This is a genomic window from Arthrobacter sp. C152 (assembly GCF_054890965.1).
The window spans coordinates 32593-57529 of sequence record NZ_JBTZSU010000009.1 but is presented as its reverse complement, the minus strand read 5'-3'; the positions used below and the strand labels follow the sequence as shown (position 1 = coordinate 57529).

25 protein-coding genes, 6 tRNA genes, 1 pseudogene and 1 riboswitch are annotated in these 24937 nt (G+C 68.4%); of the genes and pseudogenes, 12 read left to right on the top strand and 20 right to left on the bottom strand.

What is annotated here, in order from left to right; all coding sequences use genetic code 11:
• Nucleotides 1-79: 79 nt before the first annotated feature.
• Complete coding sequence (hisI, locus tag ACYSM9_RS08965) at nucleotides 80-541, bottom strand: phosphoribosyl-AMP cyclohydrolase (protein ID WP_461856630.1); 462 nt, start codon at nucleotides 539-541, stop codon at nucleotides 80-82.
• Nucleotides 542-653: 112 nt separating this feature from the next.
• Here hisI and ACYSM9_RS08960 point away from each other — a divergent pair, with 112 nt between their 5' ends.
• Complete coding sequence (locus ACYSM9_RS08960; RefSeq protein ID WP_461856701.1) at nucleotides 654-1298, top strand: TIGR03085 family metal-binding protein; 645 nt, start codon at nucleotides 654-656, stop codon at nucleotides 1296-1298.
• A gap of 102 nt (nucleotides 1299-1400) precedes the next feature.
• Here the strand turns inward: ACYSM9_RS08960 and hisF are convergent, their stop codons facing one another.
• From hisF to ACYSM9_RS08890, 14 genes are all read right to left on the bottom strand, one after another.
• Nucleotides 1401-2177, bottom strand: a complete 777-nt coding sequence (gene hisF / locus ACYSM9_RS08955) for an imidazole glycerol phosphate synthase subunit HisF (RefSeq protein WP_461856629.1) — start codon at nucleotides 2175-2177, stop codon at nucleotides 1401-1403.
• A gap of 43 nt (nucleotides 2178-2220) precedes the next feature.
• Nucleotides 2221-3081 (bottom strand): ATP phosphoribosyltransferase, encoded by an 861-nt coding sequence (gene hisG, locus ACYSM9_RS08950; protein ID WP_461856628.1) that lies wholly within the window; start codon nucleotides 3079-3081, stop codon nucleotides 2221-2223.
• A gap of 82 nt (nucleotides 3082-3163) precedes the next feature.
• On the bottom strand, nucleotides 3164-3427 hold the full coding sequence (locus tag ACYSM9_RS08945) for a phosphoribosyl-ATP diphosphatase (RefSeq protein WP_009358176.1): 264 nt from the start codon (nucleotides 3425-3427) through the stop codon (nucleotides 3164-3166).
• A 106-nt stretch (nucleotides 3428-3533) separates the two neighbouring features.
• Nucleotides 3534-4019: a 6,7-dimethyl-8-ribityllumazine synthase gene (ribH, locus tag ACYSM9_RS08940; RefSeq protein WP_461856627.1), complete on the bottom strand. Its 486-nt coding sequence runs from the start codon at nucleotides 4017-4019 to the stop codon at nucleotides 3534-3536.
• A gap of 19 nt (nucleotides 4020-4038) precedes the next feature.
• Entirely contained in the window at nucleotides 4039-4773 is a 735-nt protein-coding gene (gene ribA, locus ACYSM9_RS08935; RefSeq protein ID WP_461856626.1) for a GTP cyclohydrolase II, read from the bottom strand.
• Nucleotides 4770-5495, bottom strand: coding sequence for a 3,4-dihydroxy-2-butanone-4-phosphate synthase (gene ribB / locus ACYSM9_RS08930; RefSeq protein ID WP_461856625.1), 726 nt, complete (start codon nucleotides 5493-5495; stop codon nucleotides 4770-4772). The genes ribA and ribB overlap by 4 nt, the downstream gene beginning before the upstream one ends.
• Entirely contained in the window at nucleotides 5492-6151 is a 660-nt protein-coding gene (locus tag ACYSM9_RS08925; RefSeq protein ID WP_461856624.1) for a riboflavin synthase, read from the bottom strand. The genes ribB and ACYSM9_RS08925 overlap by 4 nt, the downstream gene beginning before the upstream one ends.
• Nucleotides 6151-7320 carry a bifunctional diaminohydroxyphosphoribosylaminopyrimidine deaminase/5-amino-6-(5-phosphoribosylamino)uracil reductase RibD gene (ribD, locus tag ACYSM9_RS08920; RefSeq protein ID WP_461856623.1) on the bottom strand — a complete coding sequence of 390 codons (1170 nt, stop codon included), beginning with the start codon at nucleotides 7318-7320 and terminating at the stop codon, nucleotides 6151-6153. Before ribD ends, ACYSM9_RS08925 begins: the two co-directional genes overlap by 1 nt.
• 185 nt (nucleotides 7321-7505) lie before the next feature.
• Nucleotides 7506-7655, bottom strand: a riboswitch (FMN riboswitch).
• Between the two features lie 39 nt (nucleotides 7656-7694).
• Nucleotides 7695-8375: a ribulose-phosphate 3-epimerase gene (rpe, locus tag ACYSM9_RS08915; RefSeq protein ID WP_461856622.1), complete on the bottom strand. Its 681-nt coding sequence runs from the start codon at nucleotides 8373-8375 to the stop codon at nucleotides 7695-7697.
• Nucleotides 8376-8447: 72 nt separating this feature from the next.
• Nucleotides 8448-10082 carry an RsmB/NOP family class I SAM-dependent RNA methyltransferase gene (locus ACYSM9_RS08910; protein ID WP_461856621.1) on the bottom strand — a complete coding sequence of 545 codons (1635 nt, stop codon included), beginning with the start codon at nucleotides 10080-10082 and terminating at the stop codon, nucleotides 8448-8450.
• Complete coding sequence (gene fmt / locus ACYSM9_RS08905) at nucleotides 10079-10999, bottom strand: methionyl-tRNA formyltransferase (RefSeq protein WP_461856620.1); 921 nt, start codon at nucleotides 10997-10999, stop codon at nucleotides 10079-10081. The genes ACYSM9_RS08910 and fmt overlap by 4 nt, the downstream gene beginning before the upstream one ends.
• Entirely contained in the window at nucleotides 10996-11613 is a 618-nt protein-coding gene (gene def, locus ACYSM9_RS08900; RefSeq protein ID WP_461856619.1) for a peptide deformylase, read from the bottom strand. The genes fmt and def overlap by 4 nt, the downstream gene beginning before the upstream one ends.
• Nucleotides 11614-11691: 78 nt before the next feature.
• Nucleotides 11692-12552 (bottom strand): cytochrome, encoded by an 861-nt coding sequence (locus ACYSM9_RS08895; protein ID WP_461856618.1) that lies wholly within the window; start codon nucleotides 12550-12552, stop codon nucleotides 11692-11694.
• Between the two features lie 104 nt (nucleotides 12553-12656).
• Nucleotides 12657-12728, bottom strand: a tRNA-Val gene (locus tag ACYSM9_RS08890).
• 306 nt (nucleotides 12729-13034) lie between these two features.
• On the opposite strand from ACYSM9_RS08890, the gene ACYSM9_RS08885 reads away from it, so the two are divergent.
• The 7 genes and pseudogenes from ACYSM9_RS08885 (at nucleotide 13035) to ACYSM9_RS08855 (ending at nucleotide 15348) form a co-directional block, all read left to right on the top strand.
• Nucleotides 13035-13107, top strand: a tRNA-Gly gene (locus ACYSM9_RS08885).
• Nucleotides 13108-13154: 47 nt separating this feature from the next.
• Nucleotides 13155-13225: transfer RNA gene (locus tag ACYSM9_RS08880), tRNA-Cys, on the top strand.
• Between the two features lie 40 nt (nucleotides 13226-13265).
• Nucleotides 13266-13337 (top strand) — tRNA-Val (locus ACYSM9_RS08875).
• 56 nt (nucleotides 13338-13393) lie between these two features.
• Nucleotides 13394-13469, top strand: a tRNA-Gly gene (locus ACYSM9_RS08870).
• Between the two features lie 33 nt (nucleotides 13470-13502).
• Nucleotides 13503-13574 (top strand) — tRNA-Val (locus tag ACYSM9_RS08865).
• Between the two features lie 148 nt (nucleotides 13575-13722).
• Entirely contained in the window at nucleotides 13723-13986 is a 264-nt protein-coding gene (locus ACYSM9_RS08860; protein WP_461856617.1) for an antitoxin, read from the top strand.
• A 158-nt stretch (nucleotides 13987-14144) separates the two neighbouring features.
• Nucleotides 14145-15348, top strand: a pseudogene (locus tag ACYSM9_RS08855) (benzoate/H(+) symporter BenE family transporter).
• Nucleotides 15349-15366: 18 nt separating this feature from the next.
• Here the strand turns inward: ACYSM9_RS08855 and zapE are convergent.
• Nucleotides 15367-16404: a cell division protein ZapE gene (gene zapE / locus ACYSM9_RS08850; protein WP_461856616.1), complete on the bottom strand. Its 1038-nt coding sequence runs from the start codon at nucleotides 16402-16404 to the stop codon at nucleotides 15367-15369.
• 216 nt (nucleotides 16405-16620) lie between these two features.
• Between zapE and ACYSM9_RS08845 the strand changes: the two genes are divergently transcribed.
• Genes ACYSM9_RS08845 through ybaK form a run of 3 tightly spaced genes read left to right on the top strand, consistent with a single transcriptional unit; the run spans nucleotide 16621 to nucleotide 18550 of the window.
• Entirely contained in the window at nucleotides 16621-17544 is a 924-nt protein-coding gene (locus tag ACYSM9_RS08845) for a sulfurtransferase (RefSeq protein ID WP_461856615.1), read from the top strand.
• 31 nt (nucleotides 17545-17575) lie between these two features.
• Nucleotides 17576-18028 carry a SufE family protein gene (locus ACYSM9_RS08840; RefSeq protein ID WP_461856614.1) on the top strand — a complete coding sequence of 151 codons (453 nt, stop codon included), beginning with the start codon at nucleotides 17576-17578 and terminating at the stop codon, nucleotides 18026-18028.
• 9 nt (nucleotides 18029-18037) lie between these two features.
• A complete protein-coding gene (gene ybaK / locus ACYSM9_RS08835) occupies nucleotides 18038-18550 on the top strand; it encodes a Cys-tRNA(Pro) deacylase (RefSeq protein WP_461856613.1) in 513 nt (170 codons plus the stop codon).
• A gap of 33 nt (nucleotides 18551-18583) precedes the next feature.
• Here ybaK and ACYSM9_RS08830 read toward each other — a convergent pair whose 3' ends face one another.
• The 4 genes from ACYSM9_RS08830 to ACYSM9_RS08815 form a co-directional block, all read right to left on the bottom strand.
• The gene (locus ACYSM9_RS08830; protein ID WP_461856612.1) at nucleotides 18584-20356 is read right to left on the bottom strand and encodes a multicopper oxidase family protein; all 1773 of its coding nucleotides are present in this window, start codon (nucleotides 20354-20356) and stop codon (nucleotides 18584-18586) included.
• Nucleotides 20357-20474: 118 nt separating this feature from the next.
• A complete protein-coding gene (locus ACYSM9_RS08825; RefSeq protein WP_461856611.1) occupies nucleotides 20475-21311 on the bottom strand; it encodes an SDR family oxidoreductase in 837 nt (278 codons plus the stop codon).
• A gap of 1 nt (nucleotide 21312) precedes the next feature.
• Nucleotides 21313-22935: a succinic semialdehyde dehydrogenase gene (locus ACYSM9_RS08820; protein ID WP_461856610.1), complete on the bottom strand. Its 1623-nt coding sequence runs from the start codon at nucleotides 22933-22935 to the stop codon at nucleotides 21313-21315.
• A gap of 78 nt (nucleotides 22936-23013) precedes the next feature.
• Entirely contained in the window at nucleotides 23014-24276 is a 1263-nt protein-coding gene (locus ACYSM9_RS08815; protein WP_461856609.1) for an alpha/beta hydrolase family protein, read from the bottom strand.
• A 115-nt stretch (nucleotides 24277-24391) separates the two neighbouring features.
• Between ACYSM9_RS08815 and ACYSM9_RS08810 the strand changes: the two genes are divergently transcribed.
• Complete coding sequence (locus ACYSM9_RS08810; RefSeq protein WP_461856608.1) at nucleotides 24392-24883, top strand: hypothetical protein; 492 nt, start codon at nucleotides 24392-24394, stop codon at nucleotides 24881-24883.
• Nucleotides 24884-24937: the final 54 nt, after the last annotated feature.

The window sequence follows — 24937 nt, the reverse complement described above, 5'->3', positions numbered from 1 at the left end:
GCTCCTGGGGTGTGCTTCTCGGATGGCCGCGGGCCGGAACGGTTCCGCGGCTGGGCAGCCTGCCCTCGCTGGTACGCCGCTAGTGCGCCGCCCCGTCCGCCTGGCCAGTCCGGACGTCGAGGTCCCTGCCGTCGAAGCAGGTCCGCGTGCCCGTATGGCAGGCGGCGCCCACCTGGTCGACGCGGACCAGCAGTGCGTCGCCGTCGCAGTCCATGGCGACGGACTTGACCCATTGGACATGGCCTGAGGTGTCGCCCTTGCGCCAGTACTCCTGGCGGGAGCGGGAGTAGAAGGTGACGCGTCCGGTGGTCATGGTCCGGTGCAGCGCCTCGTCATCCATCCAGCCGAGCATCAGCACTTCGTTCGTGTCGTATTGCTGCACGACTGCGGCCACCAGGCCGGCGGCATCGCGCTTGAGGGCTGCCGCCACATCCTGCGGAAGCGGGCCGGCGGCAGTTCCGGCGGTCGGCGACGGCACGGATTCCAGCGACGGGGACACGCCGGACACGGCGGTTGGGGCGGGGGTTTGCTGCTCAGACATCGGGTCAAGTCTAGTGCCTTCACCGGCACCCTTTCCCGATGTGAACAACGGCACGCCAGCCGCGCCCGCGATGCTGCCCAACTTCGCGGCTCTCGTGCTAGTTTTCCAAGTGATGCATTTCGTCGAACCGTCCCGAGAAGTCCTGGCCGAAACCTTGCTTGCGGCCGGTCCTGACGCGCCCACATTGTGCAGGGGCTGGCGCACCAGGGACCTCGCCGCGCATCTCTACCTGCGGGAACGGAAGGCAGCCGTCGGGCTCGGCCTGATCATCAAGCGCCTGGCCAAGGCCTCCGACCAGGCCACCGCCAAGCTGGCTGCCAAACTCACCAGCAACGAGGACTACGCCCGCCTGGTGAACACCTTCCGGGCCGGGCCGCCCGCACTGTCGCCCATGAACATCAAGGCGCTGGACGAGAGCTCCAACCTGATCGAATACTTCGTGCACACGGAAGACGTCCGGCGCGCCGTGGACCGTTGGGCACCGCGTGCCCTGGATGAGGCGTACTCGGACGCCCTCTGGGACGAACTGGTCAAGCGTGCCGCGATTTTGTACCGCGGCGTGGACCTCGGCATCGTCCTGGTCCGGCCCTCCGGTCCGCGCCACGTGGCCAAGCGCGCACCCCTCTCCGTGGCGATCGTCGGTGAGCCGGGCGAGCTGCTGATGCATGCGCACGGCCGCACCCGCCATGCCCTCGTCACGTTCGAAGGCCAGCCCGACGCCGTCGCCCTCCTCCAGTCCGCCGAGGTAGGGCTCTAGTCCCCGCCCCCTAACCTCGCAAGTCCGCACCGGCTCCCTGCCAGGGAACCCTGCGGGCGTGGGCCCAGGCTCGAGACCCGGCTTTGTTCTTGTGGGCAGGGATCAGCGTACTTCGAAGCCTGCCGCGCGGATCGCGTCCTTGACCTGCGACATCATGTCGTCCGGTCCCCAGTGGAAGATCGACGCGGCAAGCACGGCATCCGCGCCTGCGGCCACGGCCGGCGGGAAGTGCGCCGGCTCCCCCGCACCGCCGGACGCGATGATCGGAACCCTGACCGCGGCCCGGACCAGCTTGATGAGCTCGAGGTCGAAACCGTCCTTCGTGCCGTCCGCGTCGATGGAGTTCAGCAGGATCTCCCCCACCCCCCGGTCGGCCGCTTCCCTGGCCCACTCGATGGCGTCGATGCCGGTCCCGGTGCGTCCGCCGTGGGTGGTCACTTCAAACCCCGACGGCGTGGGCTGGGAGCCCGGGCGGGTGCGGCGTGCATCCACGGACAGGACAAGCACCTGGGAACCGAAGTGCCGGGTGATTTCGTCGATGACGTCCGGACGGGCCACGGCCGCGGTGTTGATGGAGGCCTTGTCCGCGCCGTAGCGCAGGAGCTTGTCCACCTCGGCCACGCCGCGGACGCCGCCGCCGACCGTCAGCGGAATGAAGACTTCCTCGGCGGTGCGGCGGACGACGTCGAACGTGGTTTCACGGTTCCCCGAGGACGCCGTGACGTCAAGGAACGTCAGTTCATCGGCGCCGGCGTTGTCATAGCGGTGGGCAAGTTCCACGGGGTCGCCGGCGTCCCGGAGGCCCTCGAAGTTGACGCCCTTGACGACGCGTCCGGCGTCAACGTCAAGGCAGGGAATGACCCGTACTGCTACTGCCATGGGAACTCCTGGAATTCTGCGGTGCTGTGGTGGGTTGCCGGTCTCAGATGCGGCAGGCGTGGATGCTGCTGACCAGGATGGCGCGGGCGCCGAGGTCGTAGAGCTCATCCATGATCCGGTTGGTTTCCTTCTTGGGCACCATGGACCGGACGGCGACCCAGTCGGAGTCGCGCAGCGGCGAGACCGTGGGGGATTCCAGGCCGGGGGTCAGGCCGGCGGCCTTTTCCACGAGTTCCTTGCGGATGTCGTAGTCCATCAGGACGTACTGCCGGGCCACGAGGACGCCCTGGAGGCGGCGGATCAGGACGTCGATTTCCTTGGCCGTGCCGTTGGCGGCGCCGCCGCTTCCGGTGCGGCGGATCAGGACGGCTTCGGACTTGAGGATGGGGTCGCCGAAGATTTCCATGCCGGCGGCCTTGAGGGTGTTGCCGGTTTCCACGACGTCGGCGATGGCGTCCGCGACGCCGAGCCGCACGGAGGATTCCACCGCACCGTCCAGCCGGACCACCTTGGCGTTGATGCCGCGGTCGGCCAGGTACTTGCGCAGCAGTCCGTCGTAGCTGGTGGCCAGGCGCTTGCCCTCGAGCTCAGCGGCGGAGCTGAAGTTTCCCACGGGACCGGCGAAGCGGAACGTGGAGGCCGCGAATCCGAGCGGAAGCAGTTCTTCGGCTTCCACTTCGGCGTCCAGCAGCAGGTCCCTGCCGGTGATGCCGACGTCGAGCGTCCCCTGGCCGACGTAGACCGCGATGTCGCGGGGGCGGAGGAAGAAGAACTCAATGTCGTTGTCGGGGTCCACCATGACCAGTTCACGGCTGTCACGCCGCTGCCGGTATCCGGCTTCGGAGAGCATGGCAGAGGCGGCTTCGGACAGGGAGCCCTTGTTGGGGACGGCTACGCGCAGCATGGGGAATCTTTCTTGGTGGAAGGTCTGGGAATCAGGCAGTGCAGGCCACAGCGGGGCCGGCGGCAGTGCGCCGGGCCGGTGGCTACAGATGCTTGTAGACGTCTTCCAGGGTCAGGCCCTTGGCCAGCATCAGAACCTGCAGGTGGTACAGCAGCTGGGAGATTTCCTCGGCCGCGGCTTCATCGGATTCATATTCGGCAGCCATCCAGACTTCGGCTGCTTCCTCAACGACTTTTTTGCCGATGCCGTGAACACCGGACTCCAATTCAGCGACGGTGCGGGAGCCTTCCGGGCGGGTGGCTGCCTTCTCGCTGAGCTCAGCGAACAGCGTCTCGAAATTCTTCACGCCCTCCAGCCTACTTGGTGTGGCCGCGGGGGCGCTTCCCGGGCCGTTGCATGACGGGCGCGATGTGAGCGAATACACACCCCGCCCGCCACGTCCGGGCAAAGGGCTAGGCGTACTGCTTGAGGACGACGGCGGTGGCCAGCGCCGCGGTGACGGCCTCGTGGCCCTTGTCCTCCTTGGAGCCGGGCAGCCCGGCGCGGTCCAGGCCCTGCTGCTCGTTGTCGCAGGTGAGCACGCCGAAGCCGACCGGGACGCCAGTGCGGACGCTGACGTCGGTGAGTCCCGACGTCGCGGCCTGGCAGACGTAGTCAAAGTGCGGCGTGCCGCCGCGGATCACGACGCCGAGGGCCACCACGGCGTCGAAGTGCGGTGCCAGCCGCGCGGCGGCGACGGGCAGCTCAAAGCTGCCGGGAACACGCAGGACCGTGGGCTCGGCGATGCCGGCGTCCTTGGCGGCGCGCAGTGCACCATCCAGGAGCCCGTCCATGATCTGCGTGTGCCAGCTGGCCGCGACGATCGCAAGCTTCAGCTGCGATGTCTGGGCGGGGTTGAGGGTGGTGAGGTCAATATCGGGGGCGCCGTGTCCGCTCATGGGTTGCTTGGGTTTCCATTCAGTCTTGTTCGTGGTCGAAAGGGGTGTCTGGGGTGGACACGGGCACCGGGGGCGCCTGGGTGTCCAGCAGGAGCCGGTGCTCCATGCGTTCCTTCTTGGTGCGCAGGTACCGGATGTTCTGTTCGCGGGACGGGACCTCGGTGGGAACCATCTCCACCACCCTGACCCCTGCCTTGGCCAGCCTGTTCTGCTTGTCCGGATTGTTGCTCAACAGCCGCACCTCGTGCAGGCCCATCTCGGCGAGGATCTGGGCCGCGGCTTTGTAGCACCGGGCATCCACCGGCAGGCCCAGCTGCTCGTTGGCTTCCACCGTGTCGAACCCGGCTTCCTGGAGCGCGTAGGCCTTGATCTTGTTGGCCAGGCCGATACCGCGGCCTTCCTGCCCCCGCAGGTAGAGCAGGGTGCCGCCGTTGTCCCGGATCAGTTCCAGGGCAAAAGCCAGCTGCTCCCCGCAGTCGCACCGGTAGGAACCAAAGACGTCGCCGGTGAGGCACTCCGAGTGCAGCCGGACCAGCGGCGCCTCACCGTCCGCGGGCGGGTTGGGCGAACTGACGGCAAGGTGTTCAACGCCGGTCAGGACGTCGGTCCAGGCCTGGGCCACGAAGTCGCCGAAGGCGGTGGGCAGCTGCACGATGGGCCCTCCACTGACGGGATAGGGAGCATCGCCGGATACCGTGTGGTGTTTCTGGTGGCCGTTCTGGTGGCTGTCGTCGCTGGCTGCCGATGCCGTCATCGTTTCTCCTTCTCTCCACCCGGCGTCACCCGGGCATCTCCCTGGGCTCCCCCGGCCCCGGCTTCAAGATACGCCACGAGGTCCTCAATCGAGATCAGGGGGCAGCCATGTTCAGCTGCGAACGAACGCAGGCCGTCCAGGCGCATCATTTCCCCGTCGTCGTAGACCACCTCCGCGATCACCCCCACCGGCTCCAGGCCGGCGAGGCGGCACAGGTCCACAGCTGCCTCGGTGTGGCCCTGGCGTTCGCGCACACCTCCGTCAACGGCACGGAGCGGGAAAATATGCCCCGGACGGGTGATCGACGCCGGCACGGCCTGCGGGTCGGCGAGGATCCTGGCGGTCAGCGCCCGGTCCGTGGCGGAGATTCCGGTGCTGACCCCGATGGCGGCGTCGCAGGACACGGTGTAGGCGGTCCCCTTGGCGTCCTCGTTCACGGCAACCATCGGGGGCAGTGCCAGGGCGTCGGCGCGTTCGCCGGTCAACGGGACGCAGATGACCCCGGAGCTGTACCGGATGGTCCAGCCCATCAGCGCCGGCGTGGCGTGCTGGGCGGCGAAGATGATGTCCCCTTCGTTTTCCCGGTCCTCGTTGTCCACAACGAGGACCGGGCGGCCGGCGGCCAGCGCCCGGACCGCGTCCTCGATGGAGTCCAGGGCGTGGACGGGAGCAGTGGCTGCTGCACCTGCCACGGCTGCGTCAACGCGTACGGCGGCGTTCACCGGGCACCTCCGGCAGCTGCGGCTTCGCCGGTGGCGGCGGCGCGGGGGCCGGCGAACGCGAGCAGGCGTTCGGTGTACTTGGCCAGCACGTCGACTTCCAGGTTGACCCGGCTGCCGGTGGTCTTAGTGCCAAGGCCGGTTTCGGCCAGCGTGGTGGGGATCAGGCCCACCTCAAACCACGGTTCGGTTTCGCCGGCGTCGCTGACAGCCGTGACGGTCAGGGAGACGCCGTCGATGGCGATGGAGCCTTTTTCGGCGATATAGCGGGCCAGGTTGCCGGGGACGCCGAAACGGAGCCGCTCCCAGTTGCCCTGCGGTTCGCGTTCCAGCAGGACGCCGACGCCGTCGACGTGGCCCTGGACGACGTGCCCGTCGAGCCGGCCGCCGGCGGGGACGCACCGTTCCAAGTTGACCGCGTCTCCGGGGGCGAGCTCGCCGATGGTGCTGCGGACCAGTGTCTCGCCCATGACGTCGACGCTGAACTCCTTGCCGTCGATGTCGGTTGCCGTGAGGCACACCCCGTTCACGGCGATGGAGCCGCCCAGGGCCAAACCCTCGGTGGTGCCGGGTGCGTGCAGCCGGACGGTGGCACTGCTGTCCCCGTCGCGCTCGACGGACAGCACGTGCCCTTGTTCGGCGATAATTCCGGTGAACATCAGTAGCCTCCCTGGGCTTGATCCGCGGGTCCGCGGGACGGTTGTGGGTCTGAAGATTGCGGGTCTGTAGGTGTTTGGTCCAGCGGAACCCTTCGCTGCGGCCTGAGGTGGAGCCGAAGGTCCCGTCCGAGCGTGCGTACGGCGCCGCCGTCGGAGGCGTCCCATTCCCAGTGCTGGGCATCGGGAAGGCTGGTGATGCCCAGCCCGTTCAGGGCGGGCGTGCCGGATCCGAGGAGGGTGGGCGCAAGGTAGACGATCAGTTCATCGACCAGCCCGGCCGCCAGGAACGAGCTGAGGATGCGGGAGCCGCCTTCCACCATGACGTGGCGGATACCGGAGGCATACAGCATGGACAGTGCCTCGTGCGGATCCCGGGTGGGGAGGTGGACGGCGAGTCCGTCGTCGCCGAGGATGGCGGCCTCGGCCGGGACCTCGCGGAGCCCCATGACCGCCCGCACCGGCTGGCTCGCGGCGGGCTCGCCGGAGGGGGTCCGGGCTGTGAGGCGGGGGTTGTCCACCAGGACGGTCTGGGTGCCCACCAGGATGGCGTCGATCCGGCTGCGGATGGCGTGGTTGTCGGCGAGGGACTCGGGGCTGGAAATCCACTGGCTGGTGCCGTCCTCGGCGGCGATCCGTGCGTCCAGCGTCTGGGCGATGTGGAGCGTGACAAAAGGGCGCCTGGCCGCCACGGCCTCAAACCACTGGCGGTTCAGGTCCAGGGCTTCGTCGGCGCCGAGGCCGCTGCGCACCTGCACGCCTGCCGCCCGCAGCGTCGCGGCTCCACCGGCGGCGGGGTCGTGGGGATCGTCCACGGCATACACCACATCGGTGATTCCGGCGGCGATGATCGCTTCGGTGCAGGGCCCGGTACGGCCCACATGGTCACAGGGTTCCAGGGTGACCAGCATGGTGCAGCCGGACAGGTCCAGGCCGACGGCGGCGGCCTGGGCGATTGCGTCGGCTTCGGCGTGTGCCGTGCCGGCGCCGCGGTGGTAGCCGGTGACCAGTTGCCGGCCGTCGGCGTCAATGACCACAGCGCCGACCAGCGGATTTGCCCCGCGCGGGCCCTTCAGGGCCGCTGTGAGGGCGGCTTCCATCGCCAGCGTTTCGTCCGGGCTGAAGGCAGTGACCACGCCGGCGGCGGGCTGCATTCCCGTGGCGCCCGTCATGCGGCGCCCAATGCGGGCTGTGCTGGTCCGGGATGTGTGGCTGCCGTCGAAGCAGCAGGGGTTTCGGCGTTAAAGAGCCATCGCTGGGGGTTCATTCCTGTCGTTCCTTCCCTGTCGAACCGCGATGGCTCCGGGGGATACGACAGCAGAACGCTGCGCGGCCCGAAGGCTGCGCAGATACAGCTGTACGTGCTTCTCTCATCCAGACTTTAACTGTCGGTACCGGAATTTCACCGGTTCAACCGTCTGCCGGGGCTCCCATGGGAGAACCACCGGCTCGCGGGTCGCGGACTGTCACCGCCGGTTCGGACTTACACCGACCCCGGAGCACGTATGTGTGTTGTTATTGTGCCACAACCGGCCGGCCCGTCAGGTTATTCCGCCGTCGCCGCACGTAACGTCCGGCTTCCCTTGTTGCGGAGCAGGTCGATGGCCGCGGCGGGGTCCTCGGCCCCGTACACGGCCGAGCCTGCCACGAAGACGTTGGCGCCCGCTTCGGCGGCACGCCCGATGGTGCCCTCCGTGATGCCGCCGTCCACCTGGATGGCCACCCCGATCCCGGAGCCGTCCACCGCGGCGCGTGCCCGGCGGATCTTGGGCAGGGTGACATCCAGGAAGGCCTGTCCGCCGAAGCCCGGTTCCACGGTCATGATGAGCAGCATGTCCAGCTCGGAGAGCATGTCCAAGTACGGCTCCACGGGTGTGGCCGGGCGCAGGGCCATCCCCGCCTTCGCTCCCCTGCTGCGCAGTTCACGCGCCAGCTTGATGGGGGCAATGGAGGCTTCGGCGTGGAAGGTGACGGAGGCCAGGCCGGCGTCCGCGAAGCCGGGCGCCCATCGGTCGGCGTCGGCGATCATCAGGTGCGCGTCCAGCGGAACCGGGCTGACGGCCTGGATCCGCTGGACCACGGGCAGCCCGATGGTCAGGTTCGGCACGAAGTGGTTGTCCATGACGTCCACGTGCACGGCGTCGGCGTTGCTGATCCGCTGCAGTTCAGCCTCGAGGTTGACGAAGTCGGCGGACAGGATGCTCGGGTTGATGCAGCACTGCGTCACGGGGGTGCCTTTCGCTGAAGGTGTTTGGGTCACGCTGAAGATGTATGGGTCAGGCTGACAGAGCAGGTCGGCTCAGGATTTCTTCCTGATGAGGGCCAGGAACATGGCGTCGGTGTGGTGGAGGTGCGGCCACAGCTGGGCCGTCAGCTCGTGTCCGGCGCCGAGGTTGCCGGTCAGGCTGACGGCGTCCAGTGCGGCACCGGAGTCCAGGAGTTCAAGGTCGGTGCGTTTCCGGAGGACATCAGCGACGACGGCGGTGGTTTCGGCCGGATGTGGGGAGCAGGTTACGTACGCCACCGCGCCGCCGGGGCGCACCGCGGCCACGGCGGAGGCAAGGAGTTCGCGCTGCAGCGGGCCAAGGTCGGCGAGGTCCTTGGGGGTGCGCCGCCAGCGGGATTCGGGCCGGCGCCGGAGGGCACCCAGTCCGCTGCAGGGGACGTCCACCAGGACACGGTCGAAGGCGGCCGGCTGCTCGGCGCCTACCTCGCGGCCGTCTCCGGTCCGCACCCGCCAGGAGTCATGGGGTACGGCGGACAGGGCCTGGCTGACGAGCTTGGCGCGGTGCGGTGCCGGTTCGTTGGCCAGGAGCGTGGCGCCGCGTTCGTGGGCCAGCGCGCCGAGCAGTGCCGCCTTCCCGCCGGGGCCGGCGCACAGATCGAGCCAGGCCTCGGCCCCGCGGTTTTGGGGACCGCCCTGGGAATTAGTGTCCGGGCCTGCATCGAGGTCCACCGCTGCCAGTGCCCTGGCCACGAGCTGCGAGCCGACGTCCTGCACCCGTGTGGTGCCGGCCCGCACGGATGGCAGGCGGCCCAGGTCGCCGCCGCTGGACAGCGCTGAGCCTTCGACCAGTTCGCCGGGGGTGGCGCCGTTCTCCAGCGCCTCGTCCAGGTTTCCGAGCCCGGGCAGGGCCACAAGGTTGACCACGGGGGCGGCGTTGTCCGCTTCGAGCAGTTCGTCAATTTCCGTTGCCGGGCGGCCGTGGGCGACGAGGGACTGGCGCATGGCACGGACAATCCACTCCGGGTGTGCGTACCGGAGCGCGGCGATCCTGGTGGCGTCGGTTTCATCCGCGACGAGCAGGTCCAGCCATTCCCCGAGGCTCCGCGCGGTGACCTTGCGCAACACGGCGTTGATGAGGGCCGACGGGCCGGCGCCGATGACTGCGCGTGCAAGCCCCACGGTCTGGTCGAGCGCGGCGTGGGCGGGTACCCGCATGGCCAGCAGCTGGTGGGTTCCGATGCGCAAAGCATCAAGGATGGCGGGGTCCAGCTGGTCCAGTGGGCGGTCCACGCACCTGGCAAGGATGGCGTCGTAGGTGCCCTGGCTGCGGAGGGCGCCGTAACTCAGCTCGGTGGCAAACCCGGCGTCGCGCTTGTCCAGGCCGTGCTGGCGGATCCTGGCCGGCAGGACCAGGTTGGCGTAGGCGTCCTCGGCCGCGACGGCGCGCAGGACCTCGAACGCCACGAGCCGGGCGGGGTCGGCGCGGCGTGTCCGCTGGGACGGCGCGCTTTCGGTGTAGTTGCGGCGTGGGCCGCGGTTGCGCTCACGGCCCTGCGCGTCGCGCCGGCCCGCGTTGCCGGCGCCGCCCTTGCCCGCACCGGCCGTGCCGCGGCCGGTTCCCTGGCTGCCTGCGCGGCCGCCTTTGCCGGAATTGCCGCGCCCGCCTGCGCTTGCCGGCCCTCCCACGTTGCCGCCGGACCCGCTCATTCGAACACCACGCTTTCCAGTGAAGCCATTCCCCGCGCCCAGTCAGCCGCGGCCATCATCTTTTTGCCGGCAGGCTGGATCCGCGTGAGCTCCACGGCGTGCGAACCGGTGCCGACCAGCACGTTCTTTCCCTCCAGTGACACAGCGCCGGGCGCCAGGCCGGCGACGTCGGGGCGGAGCTGGACCGCCTCCAGCTTGACCCGCTGCCCGTCCAGCATGGTCCATGCACCCGGTTCAGGGGTGGCGCCGCGGGCCTGCCTGCTGACGGCCAGTGCCGGGTGCGTCCAGGTGAGGCGGCCATCTTCGAGGGTGAGCTTGGGCGCCAGCGTGACGTCGCCTGATTGCGGCTGCGGGGTCGCTTTTCCGCTGTCGATGGCGGACAAGGTCTGGGCGAGGAGCACTGCCCCGCTGTGGGAGAGCCGTTCCAGGAGTTCACCCGCGGTGTCCTCCGGCCCCACCGGTTCGGTCAGCGTGCCGTAGATAGGGCCCGTGTCCAGGCCTTCCTCCAACCGGAAAGTGACGGCGCCGGTAATGTCGTCGCCAGCCATGACCGAGCGCTGAACGGGAGCGGCCCCGCGCCAGGCCGGCAGCAGCGAGAAGTGCAGGTTGACCCAGCCGTGCCGGGGAATGCCCAGCGCGGCGGGTGGGACAAGGCCCCCATAGGCCACGATGGCGGCAACGTCCGGGTTCACAACGGCGATCCTGGCGGTGACTTCAGCGTCCACCTTCGCCGCATGGATCACCTCGATGCCCAGTTCCGCAGCCCTTGCCGCGACCGGCGACGGGGTCAGCACGCGTTTACGTCCAACGGGAGCGTCCGGCCGGGTCAACACGGCCACGACGTCGAAGCCGGCTTTGACGAGGGCATCCAGGGAGGGCACGGCAACGGCCGGGGTGCCGGCGAAGAGGACCCTCATTCAGCGGCACCCTGGCCGGGGGTGCCAAAGCTGCCCCCGCCGAAACTGCTCCCGCCAAGGCTTGCGCCGCCGAAACTTGAGCCAACTGTCTTGGCCCGTTTCGCGGTCGTCGTTCCGGCAATGGAGTCGTAATTGGCGTTGCGGATGGAGCGCAGCGCCGCCTTGCGGTCTTCGCCTTCCAGCCGGTCGGTGTAGAGAATGCCGTCCAGGTGGTCGTTCTCATGCTGGAAGCAGCGGGCCAGCATGCCCTCCGCCTCAATGGACACCGGATTGCCGTGCAGGTCCACGCCGGTGAGCCGGGTGGACCGGAATCGCCGGACCGGGAAGCCAAGGCCCGGGATGGAAAGGCAGCCTTCCACATGGTCGTCCTGGTAGTCCGTGCTGTTTTCCAGGACGGGGTTGATAACGTGCCCTTCCACGCCGTCGATGCGGTAGGTGAAGACGCGCTGGCTGACGCCCACCTGGGGTGCCGCGAGGCCGGCGCCCTCGACGTCTTCCATGGTTTCGGTCATGTCCGCGACCAGTTTGGCCAGCTCCGGCCCGAATTCCGTCACGGGATCAGCGACTGTGCGCAGCACAGGATCCCCGATGATGCGGATATTCAGAATAGCCATGGGCTGTTTTTCCTCACGGTTGGCGGCAAAGGGAACCTATCCAGTTTAGGTGCACGGTTTCGGATGCACCGGCCCTTCCTAGGCGCTGCGGACTTGAGACAGCGGCGGCGGGGCAATGGGCAGCAGTGCGGCACCGGCGCTGATGGTGTCCGCGGACAGCTCCCAGACGCGGCGCAGGGCGCAGAACTTCCACCAGTGGTGTTTGAGGACGTCAGGATTGGCGCGGACCGGCCGGACCTCGGTCTCGCCGATGGCAACGGCCAGCAGCACAGGATTCTCACCGTACTTCCAGGGCTCCCACGTACCTGCTACCGGATCCACCAGGCTCTCCTCGGCCTTCATGCCGGCCACCAGCTGCATGACCACTTTGTCATCCAGCGGCTTGACCTGGCCGTCGCGGGTGGTCCCCTTGGTCTTGTAATCGATCAGGCACACGCGGCCGTTGATCCGTGCCACCAGGTCCAGCGTGCCCGCGTAACCCACCGCGTTGTTCCAGACGGTGATTTCCGGGGCGATCGGCTCCACCCTGAACAGCTCCCACCATTCGTCGAAGCGGGCCGCGAAGGCTTCTTCCCCGTTGGCGGCCAGGGCCTGGCGCGCTTCCTGCATGGCATGGGGGCGGCCCAGGGCGCGCAGGGCCACCTGCTCACAGTAGTAATGGACCCGGTCCCCGCGCTGTGCGGCCTCATCGCGGTAGGTTTCCGCGGCCTTGGCTGCGCGGTTGACCGCCTGTTTGATCTTGGCCGGGCTGCCAAGGCAGTCCGCCAGCAGGGGATCGTTGGCCAGGCTGCTGGCGCCCATGTACCCGAACCACCCGTCAAGGCCATGGGGCTGCTGGCTGATCACGGTGGTGATGGAGGGTACCGAGAACTGTTCCGAGGTGGACCGGGCGTACATCCGGCCATATTCGGTGGCATGGGCGAGAAGCGGATCAGTCATACAAAAACTCTTTCACAAGGGACTGACAAAGTCTCCGGCGCGGCAGCCGGGGCACAAAAAAGGTCCGTTTCCGCTGCGTTGAGCGGAAACGGACCTTTTTACTGTGGGCGATACTGGGTTCGAACCAGTGACCTCTTCGGTGTGAACGAAGCGCGCTACCACTGCGCCAATCGCCCGGGTGCATTTGAATGCTAGCCCACCTTTCCCGCTTTTCAAAAATCGCCCCGCATGCCGCTGGCGGCTCCCCGGGAATCCAGCCGGGAACCACGGCGGAACCCCCATCCAGCCGACGGAGCCAGCCAGCCGCCGTCGGGAATTACACAGCTGTAACTCGCAGGAATCCGCGCCAGCACTGGGAAGCAGGGGCATCCGGACGTGCGGCCCGACCCCCGATTTGGAGATTCCCGGAACCTCCTATATTGTTTTTACTCGTTGGAAGCGAGGAAATGCCGGGAACGGCAAGGAATCAAAGCCTCCAAAATGCGGACGTAGCTCAGCTGGTAGAGCACCACCTTGCCAAGGTGGATGTCGCGAGTTCGAATCTCGTCGTCCGCTCGCAGGACACTGTCACGGCAAACATTCCCCGGAATGAACGCCTACACGGTGGGTTGGCCGAGAGGCGAGGCAGCGGCCTGCAAAGCCGTATACACGGGTTCGAATCCCGTACCCACCTCGGTGAAAACCATGGTTTCCGGATCATCTCCGGACGCAATGGGCGATTGGCGCAGCGGTAGCGCGCTTCCCTGACACGGAAGAGGTCACTGGTTCGATCCCAGTATCGCCCACTCGGCAAGGTAACTTGCCACTCGCAGGAACCCGGAGCAATCCGGACAGCCTGCACGCGGACGTAGCTCAGCTGGTAGAGCACCACCTTGCCAAGGTGGATGTCGCGAGTTCGAATCTCGTCGTCCGCTCCAGTATTGAATCCCATATGCCGGTCTTCCGGTTCCGGGCGATTGGCGCAGCGGTAGCGCGCTTCCCTGACACGGAAGAGGTCACTGGTTCGATCCCAGTATCGCCCACTTGGACAGCAGCTCTGCGGAGCTGCTTTTTTGTTGCCCACACCCCCTCCGCTGCGGGCGAACACGGTTTCCTTGGCACCCTTTCCCCGGCGGGCTAGGATCGAAGGCGCGAGGAGCGACCTGGCTCCGCGACTGAAGGGAGGTGCCCGTGGGTTTGATTGACGATCTAAAGGGCAAGGCTCAGGGTCTCATCCGCGGCAACGAGCAGGCCATCAAGGACGGCATCAGCAAGGCCGGCGATTTCGTCGACACCAAGACCGGCGGCAAATACGCAGGCCACGTCGACAAGATCCAGGATGGCGCTTCCAAGCTCATTGACAAGAACGGAACCCCCGGCCAGGCGCCTGCCGCTGAGCAGGTTCCGCCGGCCGCTCCGGTCAATCCGGTTCCGCCGGCCGACAGGGCTCCGTAAAGGATTTTGGCCTGGGCTTCGCCCCAGCACGTCAACGGGGTGCAGGTCCCGCCGCGAGGCGGCACCTGCACCTTTGGCGTTTAACCGCGGCCCCTTGGTCCGGGTGGCAGGCCGGCGCTGATTGCCGCTTGGGCCGGCATCCCCGGTAACCTGCCCGTATGGCCAAGTCCCCCGCATCGACCATTTCCGCACCTGGCCGGACCCGGCCGGATTCCCGGCCCGTGGTGGCTGGCATCGTCACCGCGCTGGTGGGCTTCACCTCCTCTTTCGCCGTGGTGCTCGCCGGGCTTAAGGCAGTTGGGGCGGACCCGGTGCAGGCCGCGTCCGGCCTGCTGGCACTGACCCTGGCGGTCGGCCTGGGCGTCATGCTGCTGGCGTGGCGGTCGAAGGTGCCGGTGACGCTGGCCTGGTCCACTCCCGGGGCTGCGCTGCTTGCGGCGTCCGGAACGGCCGACGGCGGCTGGCCGGCCGCCGTCGGCGCCTTCCTGGCCGCCGCGGTGCTGATTGCACTGACCGGGCTGGTCCCCGCACTGGGGCAGCTGATGGCACGGATCCCTGCATCCCTTGCCCAGGCGATGCTGGCCGGTGTGCTGCTGCAACTGTGCCTGGCGCCCTTCAAGGCCCTCGGCACCGTGCCCTTGCTGGTGGCGCCCGTCATCATCTGCTGGTTATTCATGATGAAGTTTGCCCCGCGCTGGGCCGTGCCGGCAGCGCTGCTGGTGGCGTTGGGGATTATCGGAGTCCCGCTGGCAGCTGCGGGGGACGTTCCGCCCGCGGAGGGGTTCCTGCCGGCCCTCGTGTGGACCACGCCGTCGCTCAGCCTGCAGGCGATGGCGGGAATTGCGCTGCCGCTGTTCGTGGTGACGATGGCCTCGCAGAACGTTCCCGGGGTTGCCGTGCTGCGCTCCTTTGGTTTCGAAACCCCGTGGCGCCCTTCGATGCTTGTGACCGGCGCCGGGACGGTCCTGGCTGCACCGTTTGGCGGCCATGCCATTAATCTTGCGGCGCTCAGCGCTGCCCTCGCCGCCGGCGAAGAAGCCGGGGAGGACCGGGGAAGGCGCTGGATTGCGGGCTTCACATCCGGCCTGGGCTACCTGGTGCTGGCTGCCTTCTCCGCCGCCCTGGTGTCAGTGGTCACCGCAGCCCCGGCGGGAATGCTCGAAGCGGTAGCCGGCCTGGCCCTGCTGGGCACCCTGGCCTCGGCCATCTCCGCGGCACTGGCGGACGCGGAGGACAGGATTGCCCCCGCCGTCACCTTCCTGCTCGCCGCCTCCGGCCTGGCCCTGGCAGGTAGGCTCCGCGTTCTGGGCGCTCATCGCAGGGCTCGCTGTCCGGTGGGCGCTGAAGCCGGGGCCGGCGTAACCCCGCCGGGACGTCAGGTCAGGACGGTTCGTGGTTCTGGCCCTCGCGGGCCAGGGCCGTGAGGCGGGAGACGGCACGGAAGTACTTCTTCATGTAGCCGCCGGTCATCATTTCCTCGGTGAACAGCTTGTCGAAAGGGACACCGCTGGCCAGGATGGGGACGTCCTTGTCGTAGAGCCGGTCGGCCAGCACGACGAACCGCAAAGCCACAGCCTGCTCCGTGATGGTTTCCACGTTGCGCCACACCACGCCGTCAATGCCGTCAATCAGCTGCCGGTAGCGGCTGGGATGGACGCCGGCGAGGTGGTGGATGAGCGTGGAGAACTCGTCCTGGGCCACGGTCTTCCCGTCGAATTCCGCCTTCATGTGGGTTGACAGTTCGCTGTTGCGCAGCGGCGCCGGGGCAGCCGGCAGGCCGCGGTGGCGGAAGTCCTCGCCATCGATCCGGATGACGTCGAACTGGTCGGCGAGGACCTGGATTTCGCGCTGGAAATCCACGGCGGCAAACCGGCCATCGCCCAGCGAACCCGGCAAGGTGTTGGAGGTGGCCGCGAGCTTCACACCGGCGTCGGCGAGTTCGCGCATCAGCCGGGACATCAGGACGGTATCGCCGGGATCGTCCAGCTCGAATTCGTCGATGCACACCAGCTTGTAGCTACTCAGCGCATCGACCGTCTTGCGGAACGAAAGTGCGCCCACCAGGTTGGTGTACTCCACGAAGGTGCCAAACGCCTTGGGGCCCGGCGTTGCGTGCCACAGCGAGGCCAGCAGGTGCGTCTTTCCGACGCCGAAGCCGCCGTCAAGGTAGATCCCCGCCCTGGAGGCGTCCTTCTTGCCGAACAGCTTCTTGAAGAGCCCTCCCCCGTTGCCCGACCCCACGCCGTCGGCAAATCCCTTGAGGGCATGCACGGCCGCGGCCTGGCTGGGCTGCTTGGGGTCCGGACGGTAGCTCGCGAAGGAGACCTCCCCGAACCGCGGCGACGGGTAGAAACCCTTGAGGAGTTCGTCCACCGAAACTGCCGGGGTGCGGGCGGCAAGCTGTTCGATCTGTACCAAGGTGGTCCGTTCTGCTGGTGGTTGGTCCCCAGAAAGGATACCGGCATTGGTGCCGCGGCCCTGGCCGAAAGGCCCGCCACGGCGCCACGGCGTGACGAAGGCAACATGTCGCCTTGTTAACGGAATACGGACAACGCCCGAGCCGCTGGCTAGGGTGGGGACAGGTCCCAATGCCGGTCCCGCGGATTCCCCGTGCACTCAATGAAAGGCCACGCCATGCCCTACGCGGTTGAACAGAATGAAAAGTTCGCAGCCTATGCCCACCCCGAGCGGCTGGTCTCCACTGAGTGGCTGGCGGCCGCCATCCAGGACGGCGCAGTGGAACGCGGCGAACTCATTGTCGTGGAGTCCGATGAGGACGTCCTGCTCTACGAGACCGGGCACATTCCCGGCGCGGTGAAGATCGACTGGCACACGGACCTCAACGACGACGTCTCCCGCGACTACGTGGACGGCGCGGCGTTCGCCGAGCTCGCGGCGTCGAAAGGCATTTCCCGGGACAGCACCGTGGTCATCTACGGCGACAAGTCCAACTGGTGGGCAGCCTACGCCCTCTGGGTCTTCACGCTCTTCGGCCACCAGGACGTCCGGCTGCTCGACGGCGGCCGCGACAAGTGGACCGCCGAGGGCCGGGAACTGACCAGGGACCGCCCCTCCCCCGCACGCGGCGACTACCCCGTCGTCGAACGGAACGACGCGCCGATCCGGGCGTTCAAGGACGACGTCCTGGCCCACCTGGGCAAGCCCCTCATCGACGTCCGTTCACCCGAGGAATACACCGGCCAGCGCACCCACATGCCGGCGTACCCCGAGGAAGGCGCGCTGCGTGGCGGGCACATCCCCACGGCCGCGTCCATCCCCTGGGCCCGTGCCGCCGCCCCGGACGGCACGTTCCGCAACCGCGAGGAACTCGAGGCGCTCTACCTCGGCGAGGCGGGCCTGGCACCGGGCGACGACGTCGTGGCGTACTGCCGCATCGGCGAACGCTCCAGCCACACGTGGTTCGCGCTGAAGTACCTCCTGGGCTTCGAAACTGTCCGCAACTACGACGGTTCCTGGACCGAATGGGGCAACGCCGTCCGCGTGCCGATCGTCAAGGGCGCCGAGCGCGGTTCCGTTCCGGTCCCGGCAGGAGCCTGATGCGCGGCGTGGCCCGCGTAGACTTTAAGCGATGACTACTCAAGCTTTGCCTTCCGCCCTCGCGGCGATCGTGGATGACTTCCAGGCCCTGTCCGAACCCGAACGGCTGCAGCTGTTGCTGGAATTCTCGGAGGGACTGCCCGAGCTTCCCGAGCGGCTCAGGGACCACCCCGAGCTCCTGGAGCAGGTGGTGGAGTGCCAGTCGCCGCTGTTCCTGACCATCGAAACGGAAGACGGCGGGAGCGGACCCGTCCGGCTGTTCTTCAAAGCCCCGGCGGAGGCCCCCACCACCCGCGGTTTTGCCGGCGTGCTGCACGAAGGCCTGGACGGCCTGTCTGCCGCGGAAATCCTGTCCGTACCGGACGACATGCCTGAGCTCCTGGGGCTTACGCGGGCCATCACACCGCTGCGCATGCGGGGCATGACCGCGATGCTGGGAAGGATCAAGCGCAAGGTTGCCGCGGCGTCCCCCGCCCGGGGCTGATCCGCGCGTATGGCACGCAAAAGCAGTTCACAGGGAACCCCGGCCACAGCGGTACTGACCTCGGCCGGGGTTCCCTTCGTCCTGCACCCCTACGCGCACGATCCCTCGGCACCCAGCTACGGCGCCGAAGCTGCCGACGTCCTGGGCATTGATCCTTCCCGCGTCTTCAAGACGTTGATGGTGGAGGTGGAGGGGCGCCTCGCCGTCGGCATCGTTCCGGTCAGCGGAACCCTTGACCTCAAGGCCATGGCCGCCGCGCTGGGCGCGAAAAAGGCCGCGATGGCCGATCCCGCCGCCGCCCAGCGCCGCACGGGTTACGTCCTGGGCGGCATCTCCCCGCTGGGGCAGCGGCTTCCCTCCCCCACGGTCCTTGATGCGAGCGCCCTCGCCTTGGATACCCTGCTGGTCTCCGGCGGCAGGCGCGGCCTGGATATCGAGTTGGCACCGGCGGACCTGATCCGCCTGACCGGTGCGGTCACGGCACCGGTCGGTTCTGCGGCCAAGGGCGTGCACCAGCCCTGACTCCGGGCCGAAACGACTCCGCGGCGGCCGGCGCTATTCGATCACGTACCGCTGCATCATGTCGTTGTCCTCGTGCTCGAGGATATGGCAGTGCCAGACGTACTCCCCCGTGAAGGATGAACCGATGGCCAACGGGGCTCCGCCTGCCGCTCCCGCACCGAACGGCACCCGGATCCTGGTCACCTCGCCGGGCATGGCGACGACGGTATCCTTCCACCCCCGTTCGTTGGCCGGGGCAGCCTTCTCCCGGCCGATGAGGAACGGCGTGGCCGGCACGGTACTTCCCTGCCCGGGCACCAGCAGGCCCGTTTCGCCATCCACGAAACCTGTGGCCGACAGGTACGCGTCGACGTCGAACTTCTGCCTCCCGACCACCTGGAACTGGGTGAAGTGCAGGTGGATGGGATGCGCGTCCCCCGTGGTGTTGATGAGCTCCCACTGCTCGAGCGTGTCGCTGCGCACGGTGGTGATATCGGGGCTGTCGAAGGTCCGGTTGTTCAGGAGCGCCATGATGGGTACGTCGTCACCGTTGGCCACCTCCACCAAGGCCATCGGCCGGGTGGCGGTGGGCAGGTCCGCGAGCCGGGTGATGGGCCGGGCCCGCAGGTGGTCCGGCACGGGCACGTCGTAGCCGGACCGGGACTGCACGGTGAACTGCATGATCTGCCGGAGCGGCATCCCCCCGCGCCGGACGGACTCCGGCCCGTCCGGGAAGGGCACCCGGGCGCTGTTCTCCAGGACGACGGTGGTGCCGGCCTTGAACCCGGCGAAGTCCACTACCAGGTCCGCCCGCTCGCCCGGCCCGATGAGCAGCCGGTTGAGCCTGACGGGAGCATCGAGCAGGCCGCCGTCGGACCCGAGCTGCTTGAACGGCACAGCCGAGCCGTTGGCTACGAACTTAATGTCGTAGAACCGGGCGTTGGAGCCGTTGAACATCCGAAGGCGATACTGTCCCCGGTCCACGTCGAGGTTGGGCCGGCACTTCCCGTTCACCGTCGCCACGTCGCCAAAGAATTCGGGTGCCCAGGGACGGGGCGTACCGTCCTCACCGGCCAGGTCCGGGTTCGGCGGGTAGGCAAATGAACCGTCCTCGGTGAACATCCGGTCCTGGATGAGCAGTGGCACCTCATACGGCGGAGGGGGCAGGTGCGTTCCGTCCCCGGTATCAATGCCGCTGCCGGGTGTGTCCCGCAGCAGGTAGGCGCCCGCAAGCCCCGCATACACGTTCAGGCGCGTCAGGCCCAGCGCATGGTCGTGGTACCACAGGCCGGCGGCGTCCTGGTTGTTGCCGTAGTGGTAGGTGTAGGAACCGCCCGGCAGGATGACCTGGGTGGGGCCGCCGTCGGACTCCGGCCTGGTGTTGCCGCCGTGCAGGTGGACGGCCGCCCTGGGCGACCTGCCGTCGTCGCTGCCGGCCGGCGCCAGTAAGGGGTCGACGGCGAAAGCGAGCGGGTGCCGGCCGATGTCGTTGTGGACAGTGAGGCTGGTGGCCGTGCCCTTCCGGGCAACGATCACAGGTCCGAGGTAGGTGCGTGCCGTGCCGGCTTCCTGGTAGGCGAGGGTGTCGGTCAGGCCCATGCCTGCCTGGAACCGGTGCCGTGCATTGCGCATCCACAGCGACGTACCGCCCCCGGCCGTCAGGTCAATGACGCCCAGTTCAGCCAGGCCCGGCAACTGCTCGGTGAACGCCGCGGAACCCGGCGGCGCCGCCAGGGCCCTGCCCGTGCCGTTGCCGTAACCCTGGGTCAGGACCCCCGCGCCGGCTACGGCACCGGCCTGCAGGAATCGTCGCCTCGTAATGCGCATTGTGGGCCCCATTTCGATTGCTGTTCCGGTTGTGCCCCCCTTGCAAGTCAGGGTAGGAATGCCGTGCCGCAACCGATAGGGGCATTCGCCCCCTTCCGGAAGTGGGGGGCTGTTGCCCCTACCGCTCCGCCGTCCCCGCGTGCTCACCGCCCCGGCGGCCGGTGAAATGGTCCATGGTCCGGTTCACGCCGAACGCGTCCATCAGCCGGTCAAAGACTCCCACCGGCAGCACCCGGAGGGCCGGCAGAAGATTCACCACGGGCGGCAGGACCAGCTGCTGCCTGCCGGACTCGACGGCGTCGAGGACCTTGGCGGCCACGTCTTCTTCGCGAAGGATGGGAAGGAGCCGGGGCCACCGGGTCCGGACGCCCTCGAACATGCCGGTGTCGATGTAGTAGGGGCAGACCACCAAGGTGTTGACGCCGTGCCTGTTGGCGCGCAGTTCGGCCCGGAGCGATTCGTTGAAGCCGAAGGCGGCGAACTTGCTGGCGGAATAGTCGGTCTGCCGTGCCACCCCCACCAGGCCGGCTGCGCTGGCGATGGTGACCACGGTGCCCTGTTGCCGGCCCGCCATGCCGCCCAGGAAAGCGCGGGTGACCCAGTACAGGGACAGGACGTTGACCTTCAACGTCCGTTCGATCGCTTCGTCGTCCGCATCAAGGAGGTGCCGCCCGCTCACCACGCCTGCGTTGTTGACCAGGACGTCGACCCGGCCTGCGCCGGCTGCGGCGGCGCTCACGGCGTCCTTGTCCGTCACGTCGACGGCCATGGCCTCTGCGTCCCCGCCGGCAGCCCGGATTTCGTCGCGGACGCCTGCGCCGCGCCCGGCGTCCATGTCCCAGATGACCACGCGGCTCCCCCGCTGCGCAGCGCCGAGCGCCAGCCGGCGGCCCAGGCCGCTGCCGCCTCCTGTGACCAGGACGGTTGCGCCGCCCAGCCCGGTTCCTTTGGCCATGTCAGTCCCCTCCCGTCCCGGGAGGGACAGACTTCCCGGGCCGTCCGGGCAGGCCGCTCATCAGCGTGATGGCCCGCCTCATGGTTCCGGCGTATGCCTTGTTCGTCATGCCGGGGGCGGGCGCCACCGGGAGCAGGCGCTGCACGGCGACGGTCTGCGGCTCCGTGTACTTGAGGAGGCCCTCGCGGCCATGCCGGCGCCCAAGGCCGGAATCCTTCATCCCGCCGATGGGTGCGTCGTGCGAGGCCCACGTGGCGGCGTACCCCTCGTTGACGTTGACGGTGCCGGCCAGCAGCCGGCGGCCCACGGATGCGCCGTGGCGGGCGGACCAGACGCTGGCGTTCAGGCCGAAGTCGGAATCGTTGGCCATGGCCACGGCGGCATCGTCGTCCGCTGCGCGGTACACGGCGACCACGGGCCCGAACGTCTCTTCACGGGAGAGCAGCATGTGGTCGGTGACGCCCGTCAGGACGGTGGGTTCATAGAACAGCGGCCCCAGGTCCGGCCTCCTGCGGCCGCCGGTCACCAGCCGGGCGCCCTTTGCGAGCGCATCCTGGACGTGGCGCTCCACCCTTTCGACGTGTCCGGCGCTGATGAGGGACCCCATGCCGATGTCCCAGTCCGGGCCCGGTCCCATCCGGATGGCCTTCACTTCGGCGGTGAACGCTTCCAGGAACCGGTCGTAGGCTTCGGCGTGGACGTAGATCCGTTCGATGCTGACGCACAGTTGGCCCGCGTTGGAAAAGCAGGCGTGCACGGCCCCGCTGGCCGCTTTGCCGATGTCGGCGTCGGCGAGGACCAGCATGGGGTTCTTGCCACCGAGTTCGGCGGAGAAGCCGATCAGCCGTGCCCCGCACTGCTGCGCCACTACCCGGCCGGTCTTGGAGGATCCGGTGAACATGAGGAAGTCCACGCGTTCGACGATCGCGGCGCCGATGGACGGTCCTGGCCCCGTGACAATCTGGAACAGGTCCCTGGGGAGGCCGGCCTCCCGCAGCAGCCGCAGCATCAGCAGGGCCGTGAAGGGTGTCTGCGAGTCGGGTTTAAGGACAATGCCGTTCCCCGCCAGGAGGGCGGGGATCGCGTCCGACACGGCAAGGGTCAGGGGATAGTTCCAGGGGCTGATCACGCCCACGACGCCCTTCGGCAGCCGGTACTCGAAAGTGCGGGTCAGGATTGGCGCCGCGCCTTTCCGCCGCAGCGGACGGAGGAACCGTTCAGCGTTGCGGGCATAATAGTTCGCGGTCAGGACGACGTCGGCCAGTTCCTCGAAGGCGCTGAGGCGCGACTTGCCGCTCTCCGCCTGGACGAGGTCCAGGATGTCCTCCTCATGGCCCAGCAGCAGGCTGCGGAACCGGCGCACCACCGCCCGGCGTTCGGCCGCGGTGGTTCCGGCCCAGGACCGCTGGGCCCGCCGCGCGCCGGCGACCGCGGCGTCCACGTCCTGCGGGGTGCATACGGGCACGTCCCCCACCGCCATGGCGTCCAAGGGAGACAGGGATGCCTGCCGGGGCCTGCCCGGTGGTGCCGCCACGAGGTCCGAAAGGCCTGCCAGCACGCCGGAAAGTCCGGCGGGCCGCCTGTACCCGCTGCCCACGTACGCTGGACTGCTTTCTGCTCCCATGTCCGAAGCCTAGTATGGAAGCCGGTTCGCCGGCCCCTGCACCTAAGCCCGTGCCGGCGTCGGCCGTTCGATGCTCTTTTAGGAGGCGGCCCCGGGGTTGAGCCGGGGAGCGAGCTGCTGCCGCAGCCAGGCCTTCACCAGGCGCTCCCACCGCTCGGGGTCCACGTTCCATTCCTTGGTGTGCCGGGCCTGGTGGAAGGTCTCGAACGTCACCATCTCCGGGTTGCGCTCGGCCAGCCGGGCGGACGGTCCGTAGGGCACGTATTCGTCGTCGACGCTGTGGATGATCAGGGTAGGCGTCCGCAGCTCAACCGCCCGCGAGACCCAGTCCATCTCCTTCAGGTCCACGGGCGCCGACAGGCCGGTGAGGCGGCGGCCCAGCGGGTGGCCGAGCATCAACTGCCCGTACCGGCCCACCAGTGACGGGATCCGGTTCAGCTGGGCGTGATGGGCCAGCACGGTGACCCAGTCGATGACCGGCGCGTCGAGCACCATCGCCCGGATCAGGTGGCGGTATCGGGACAGGTCCGCGGTCTGGAGGCAGATGGCCCCGCCCATGGACCAGCCGAACAACACAATTTCCTCGGCGCCGTTGGCCACCGCGTACTCGATGGCAGCTTCGATGTCCCGCCACTCGGTGGACCCGAGCCCGTACCGCCCGTCGTCCGCGGAGGGTGCCAGGCCGTCGTTGCGGTAGGACACCAGCAGGCTGGTCAACCCCAGTTCCAGCGCCGGCCCGGCAGCCCGCAGCGCCTCCTGGCGGGTGGCTCCCCGGCCGTGCACCATGATGGCCCACGTGCGTGCCCGGCCCCGTGCCCGGACCAGCCACGCCGGCGCTTCGCCGCGCTCCACCGGGATGGCCACGTCCTCTGCGGGAATTCCGGCGGCGGCAGGCTCGGGATAGACCGTGCCGCTCCACCATCCCCACCTTGCCGCGGCGAGGTCCCCGCTGTACACGGCCTCAACCTCGCGCAGGACGGTCCGCTCCGAGGGTGAGTAGGAGATGATGCGGCCGATCCGCGCATGGCCTTTGCCGCCGTCGAAAAAGAACCCGTAGACGCCGTCCACCACGGTGTCGTCGTTGGCTGCGAAAATCACCTGCTGCGTCTGCCCGTCCCTGAGGACGGCGAGCAATTCCTTGTCCGCCGTCCGCTGGCGGGCAGGGGTGATGACCCGGCGCGCGAAGTACACCGCGAGCGCGGAGGACCCCGCGCCCAGCAGGCCGGCCACCGACCCGCCGGCGATGGCGCCGGCGGCGGCCCACTTTGCCCGCGACGACGTCACGCCAGCTTCGTGGGGGCGTGGCGGGGCCGCGGGGCGTGTTCGGGGAAAAAGTGCCATGCGACTATTCTTACTGCCCGGTAGCCGGATGCCGGCATCCGGGCCGTGGACCGGCCGGCAAACCCGGCGCCGGTTCCTGAGTGCGGCAGGGCATCGGCAGGGCTAGGCTAAGGCCATGAGTGATCCCATCGTCATCCTGACCGAAGAACCCCTGGGTGCGGACGACCGCCTGAACATCGAACGCCTGGTCAACGGGACGGACACGCAGCTGCTGGTCCTGGTGCCCGCGAACACCGAGCGGCACCTGCTGGTGGACTTCCTGGAGAACCTGTCCATGCTGGACATCGCCAAGGCGTTCCGGGAACTCTCCGCCCGCCATCCGGACCCCGCCACCGAGCGCGCCCATGCGGATGAAACGCTGGCGGCCTCGCTCGCTGCCCTGGCCGGGCTGGGATCGGGCGTCACGGGCGAAGTGGTGGACGGCCGGGCCGTGGACGGCCTCGTCGCGAAGGTCCGGGAAACAGGAGCCACGCAGGCAGTGGTCATCACCAGGCCGCACGCGGTGGCGGACACGTTCCACACTGACTGGGCCAACAAGGCGCAGGACCAGCTCGGCGTGCCCGTGCTGCACCTGTATGCAGGCTCGGGATTTATCGGCGACTCCTGAGCGTTGGTAGTGCTATGAGCATTTTTGGAAACAGCATCTTCGGCAACAAGGCAA

Bases quoted from the DNA above. Each gene is read 5' to 3' on its own strand.
- ACYSM9_RS08925 (WP_461856624.1), bottom strand. From the start codon at position 6,151: ATGTTCACCGGAATTATCGCCGAACAAGGGCACGTGCTGTCCGTCGAG.
- ACYSM9_RS08960 (WP_461856701.1), top strand. From the start codon at position 654: ATGCATTTCGTCGAACCGTCCCGAGAAGTCCTGGCCGAAACCTTGCTT.
- ACYSM9_RS08895 (WP_461856618.1), bottom strand. From the start codon at position 12,552: ATGACTGATCCGCTTCTCGCCCATGCCACCGAATATGGCCGGATGTAC.
- ACYSM9_RS08825 (WP_461856611.1), bottom strand. From the start codon at position 21,311: ATGGCCAAAGGAACCGGGCTGGGCGGCGCAACCGTCCTGGTCACAGGA.
- hisG (WP_461856628.1), bottom strand. From the start codon at position 3,081: ATGCTGCGCGTAGCCGTCCCCAACAAGGGCTCCCTGTCCGAAGCCGCC.
- ribD (WP_461856623.1), bottom strand. From the start codon at position 7,320: ATGACGGGCGCCACGGGAATGCAGCCCGCCGCCGGCGTGGTCACTGCC.
- ACYSM9_RS08820 (WP_461856610.1), bottom strand. From the start codon at position 22,935: ATGGGAGCAGAAAGCAGTCCAGCGTACGTGGGCAGCGGGTACAGGCGG.
- ACYSM9_RS08910 (WP_461856621.1), bottom strand. From the start codon at position 10,082: ATGAGCGGGTCCGGCGGCAACGTGGGAGGGCCGGCAAGCGCAGGCGGG.
- ribH (WP_461856627.1), bottom strand. From the start codon at position 4,019: ATGAGCGGACACGGCGCCCCCGATATTGACCTCACCACCCTCAACCCC.
- ybaK (WP_461856613.1), top strand. From the start codon at position 18,038: ATGGCACGCAAAAGCAGTTCACAGGGAACCCCGGCCACAGCGGTACTG.
- ACYSM9_RS08840 (WP_461856614.1), top strand. From the start codon at position 17,576: ATGACTACTCAAGCTTTGCCTTCCGCCCTCGCGGCGATCGTGGATGAC.
- ACYSM9_RS08810 (WP_461856608.1), top strand. From the start codon at position 24,392: ATGAGTGATCCCATCGTCATCCTGACCGAAGAACCCCTGGGTGCGGAC.
- ribA (WP_461856626.1), bottom strand. From the start codon at position 4,773: ATGACGGCATCGGCAGCCAGCGACGACAGCCACCAGAACGGCCACCAG.
- ACYSM9_RS08845 (WP_461856615.1), top strand. From the start codon at position 16,621: ATGCCCTACGCGGTTGAACAGAATGAAAAGTTCGCAGCCTATGCCCAC.
- hisF (WP_461856629.1), bottom strand. From the start codon at position 2,177: ATGGCAGTAGCAGTACGGGTCATTCCCTGCCTTGACGTTGACGCCGGA.
- fmt (WP_461856620.1), bottom strand. From the start codon at position 10,999: ATGAGGGTCCTCTTCGCCGGCACCCCGGCCGTTGCCGTGCCCTCCCTG.
- hisI (WP_461856630.1), bottom strand. From the start codon at position 541: ATGTCTGAGCAGCAAACCCCCGCCCCAACCGCCGTGTCCGGCGTGTCC.
- ACYSM9_RS08815 (WP_461856609.1), bottom strand. From the start codon at position 24,276: ATGGCACTTTTTCCCCGAACACGCCCCGCGGCCCCGCCACGCCCCCAC.
- def (WP_461856619.1), bottom strand. From the start codon at position 11,613: ATGGCTATTCTGAATATCCGCATCATCGGGGATCCTGTGCTGCGCACA.
- ACYSM9_RS08830 (WP_461856612.1), bottom strand. From the start codon at position 20,356: ATGCGCATTACGAGGCGACGATTCCTGCAGGCCGGTGCCGTAGCCGGC.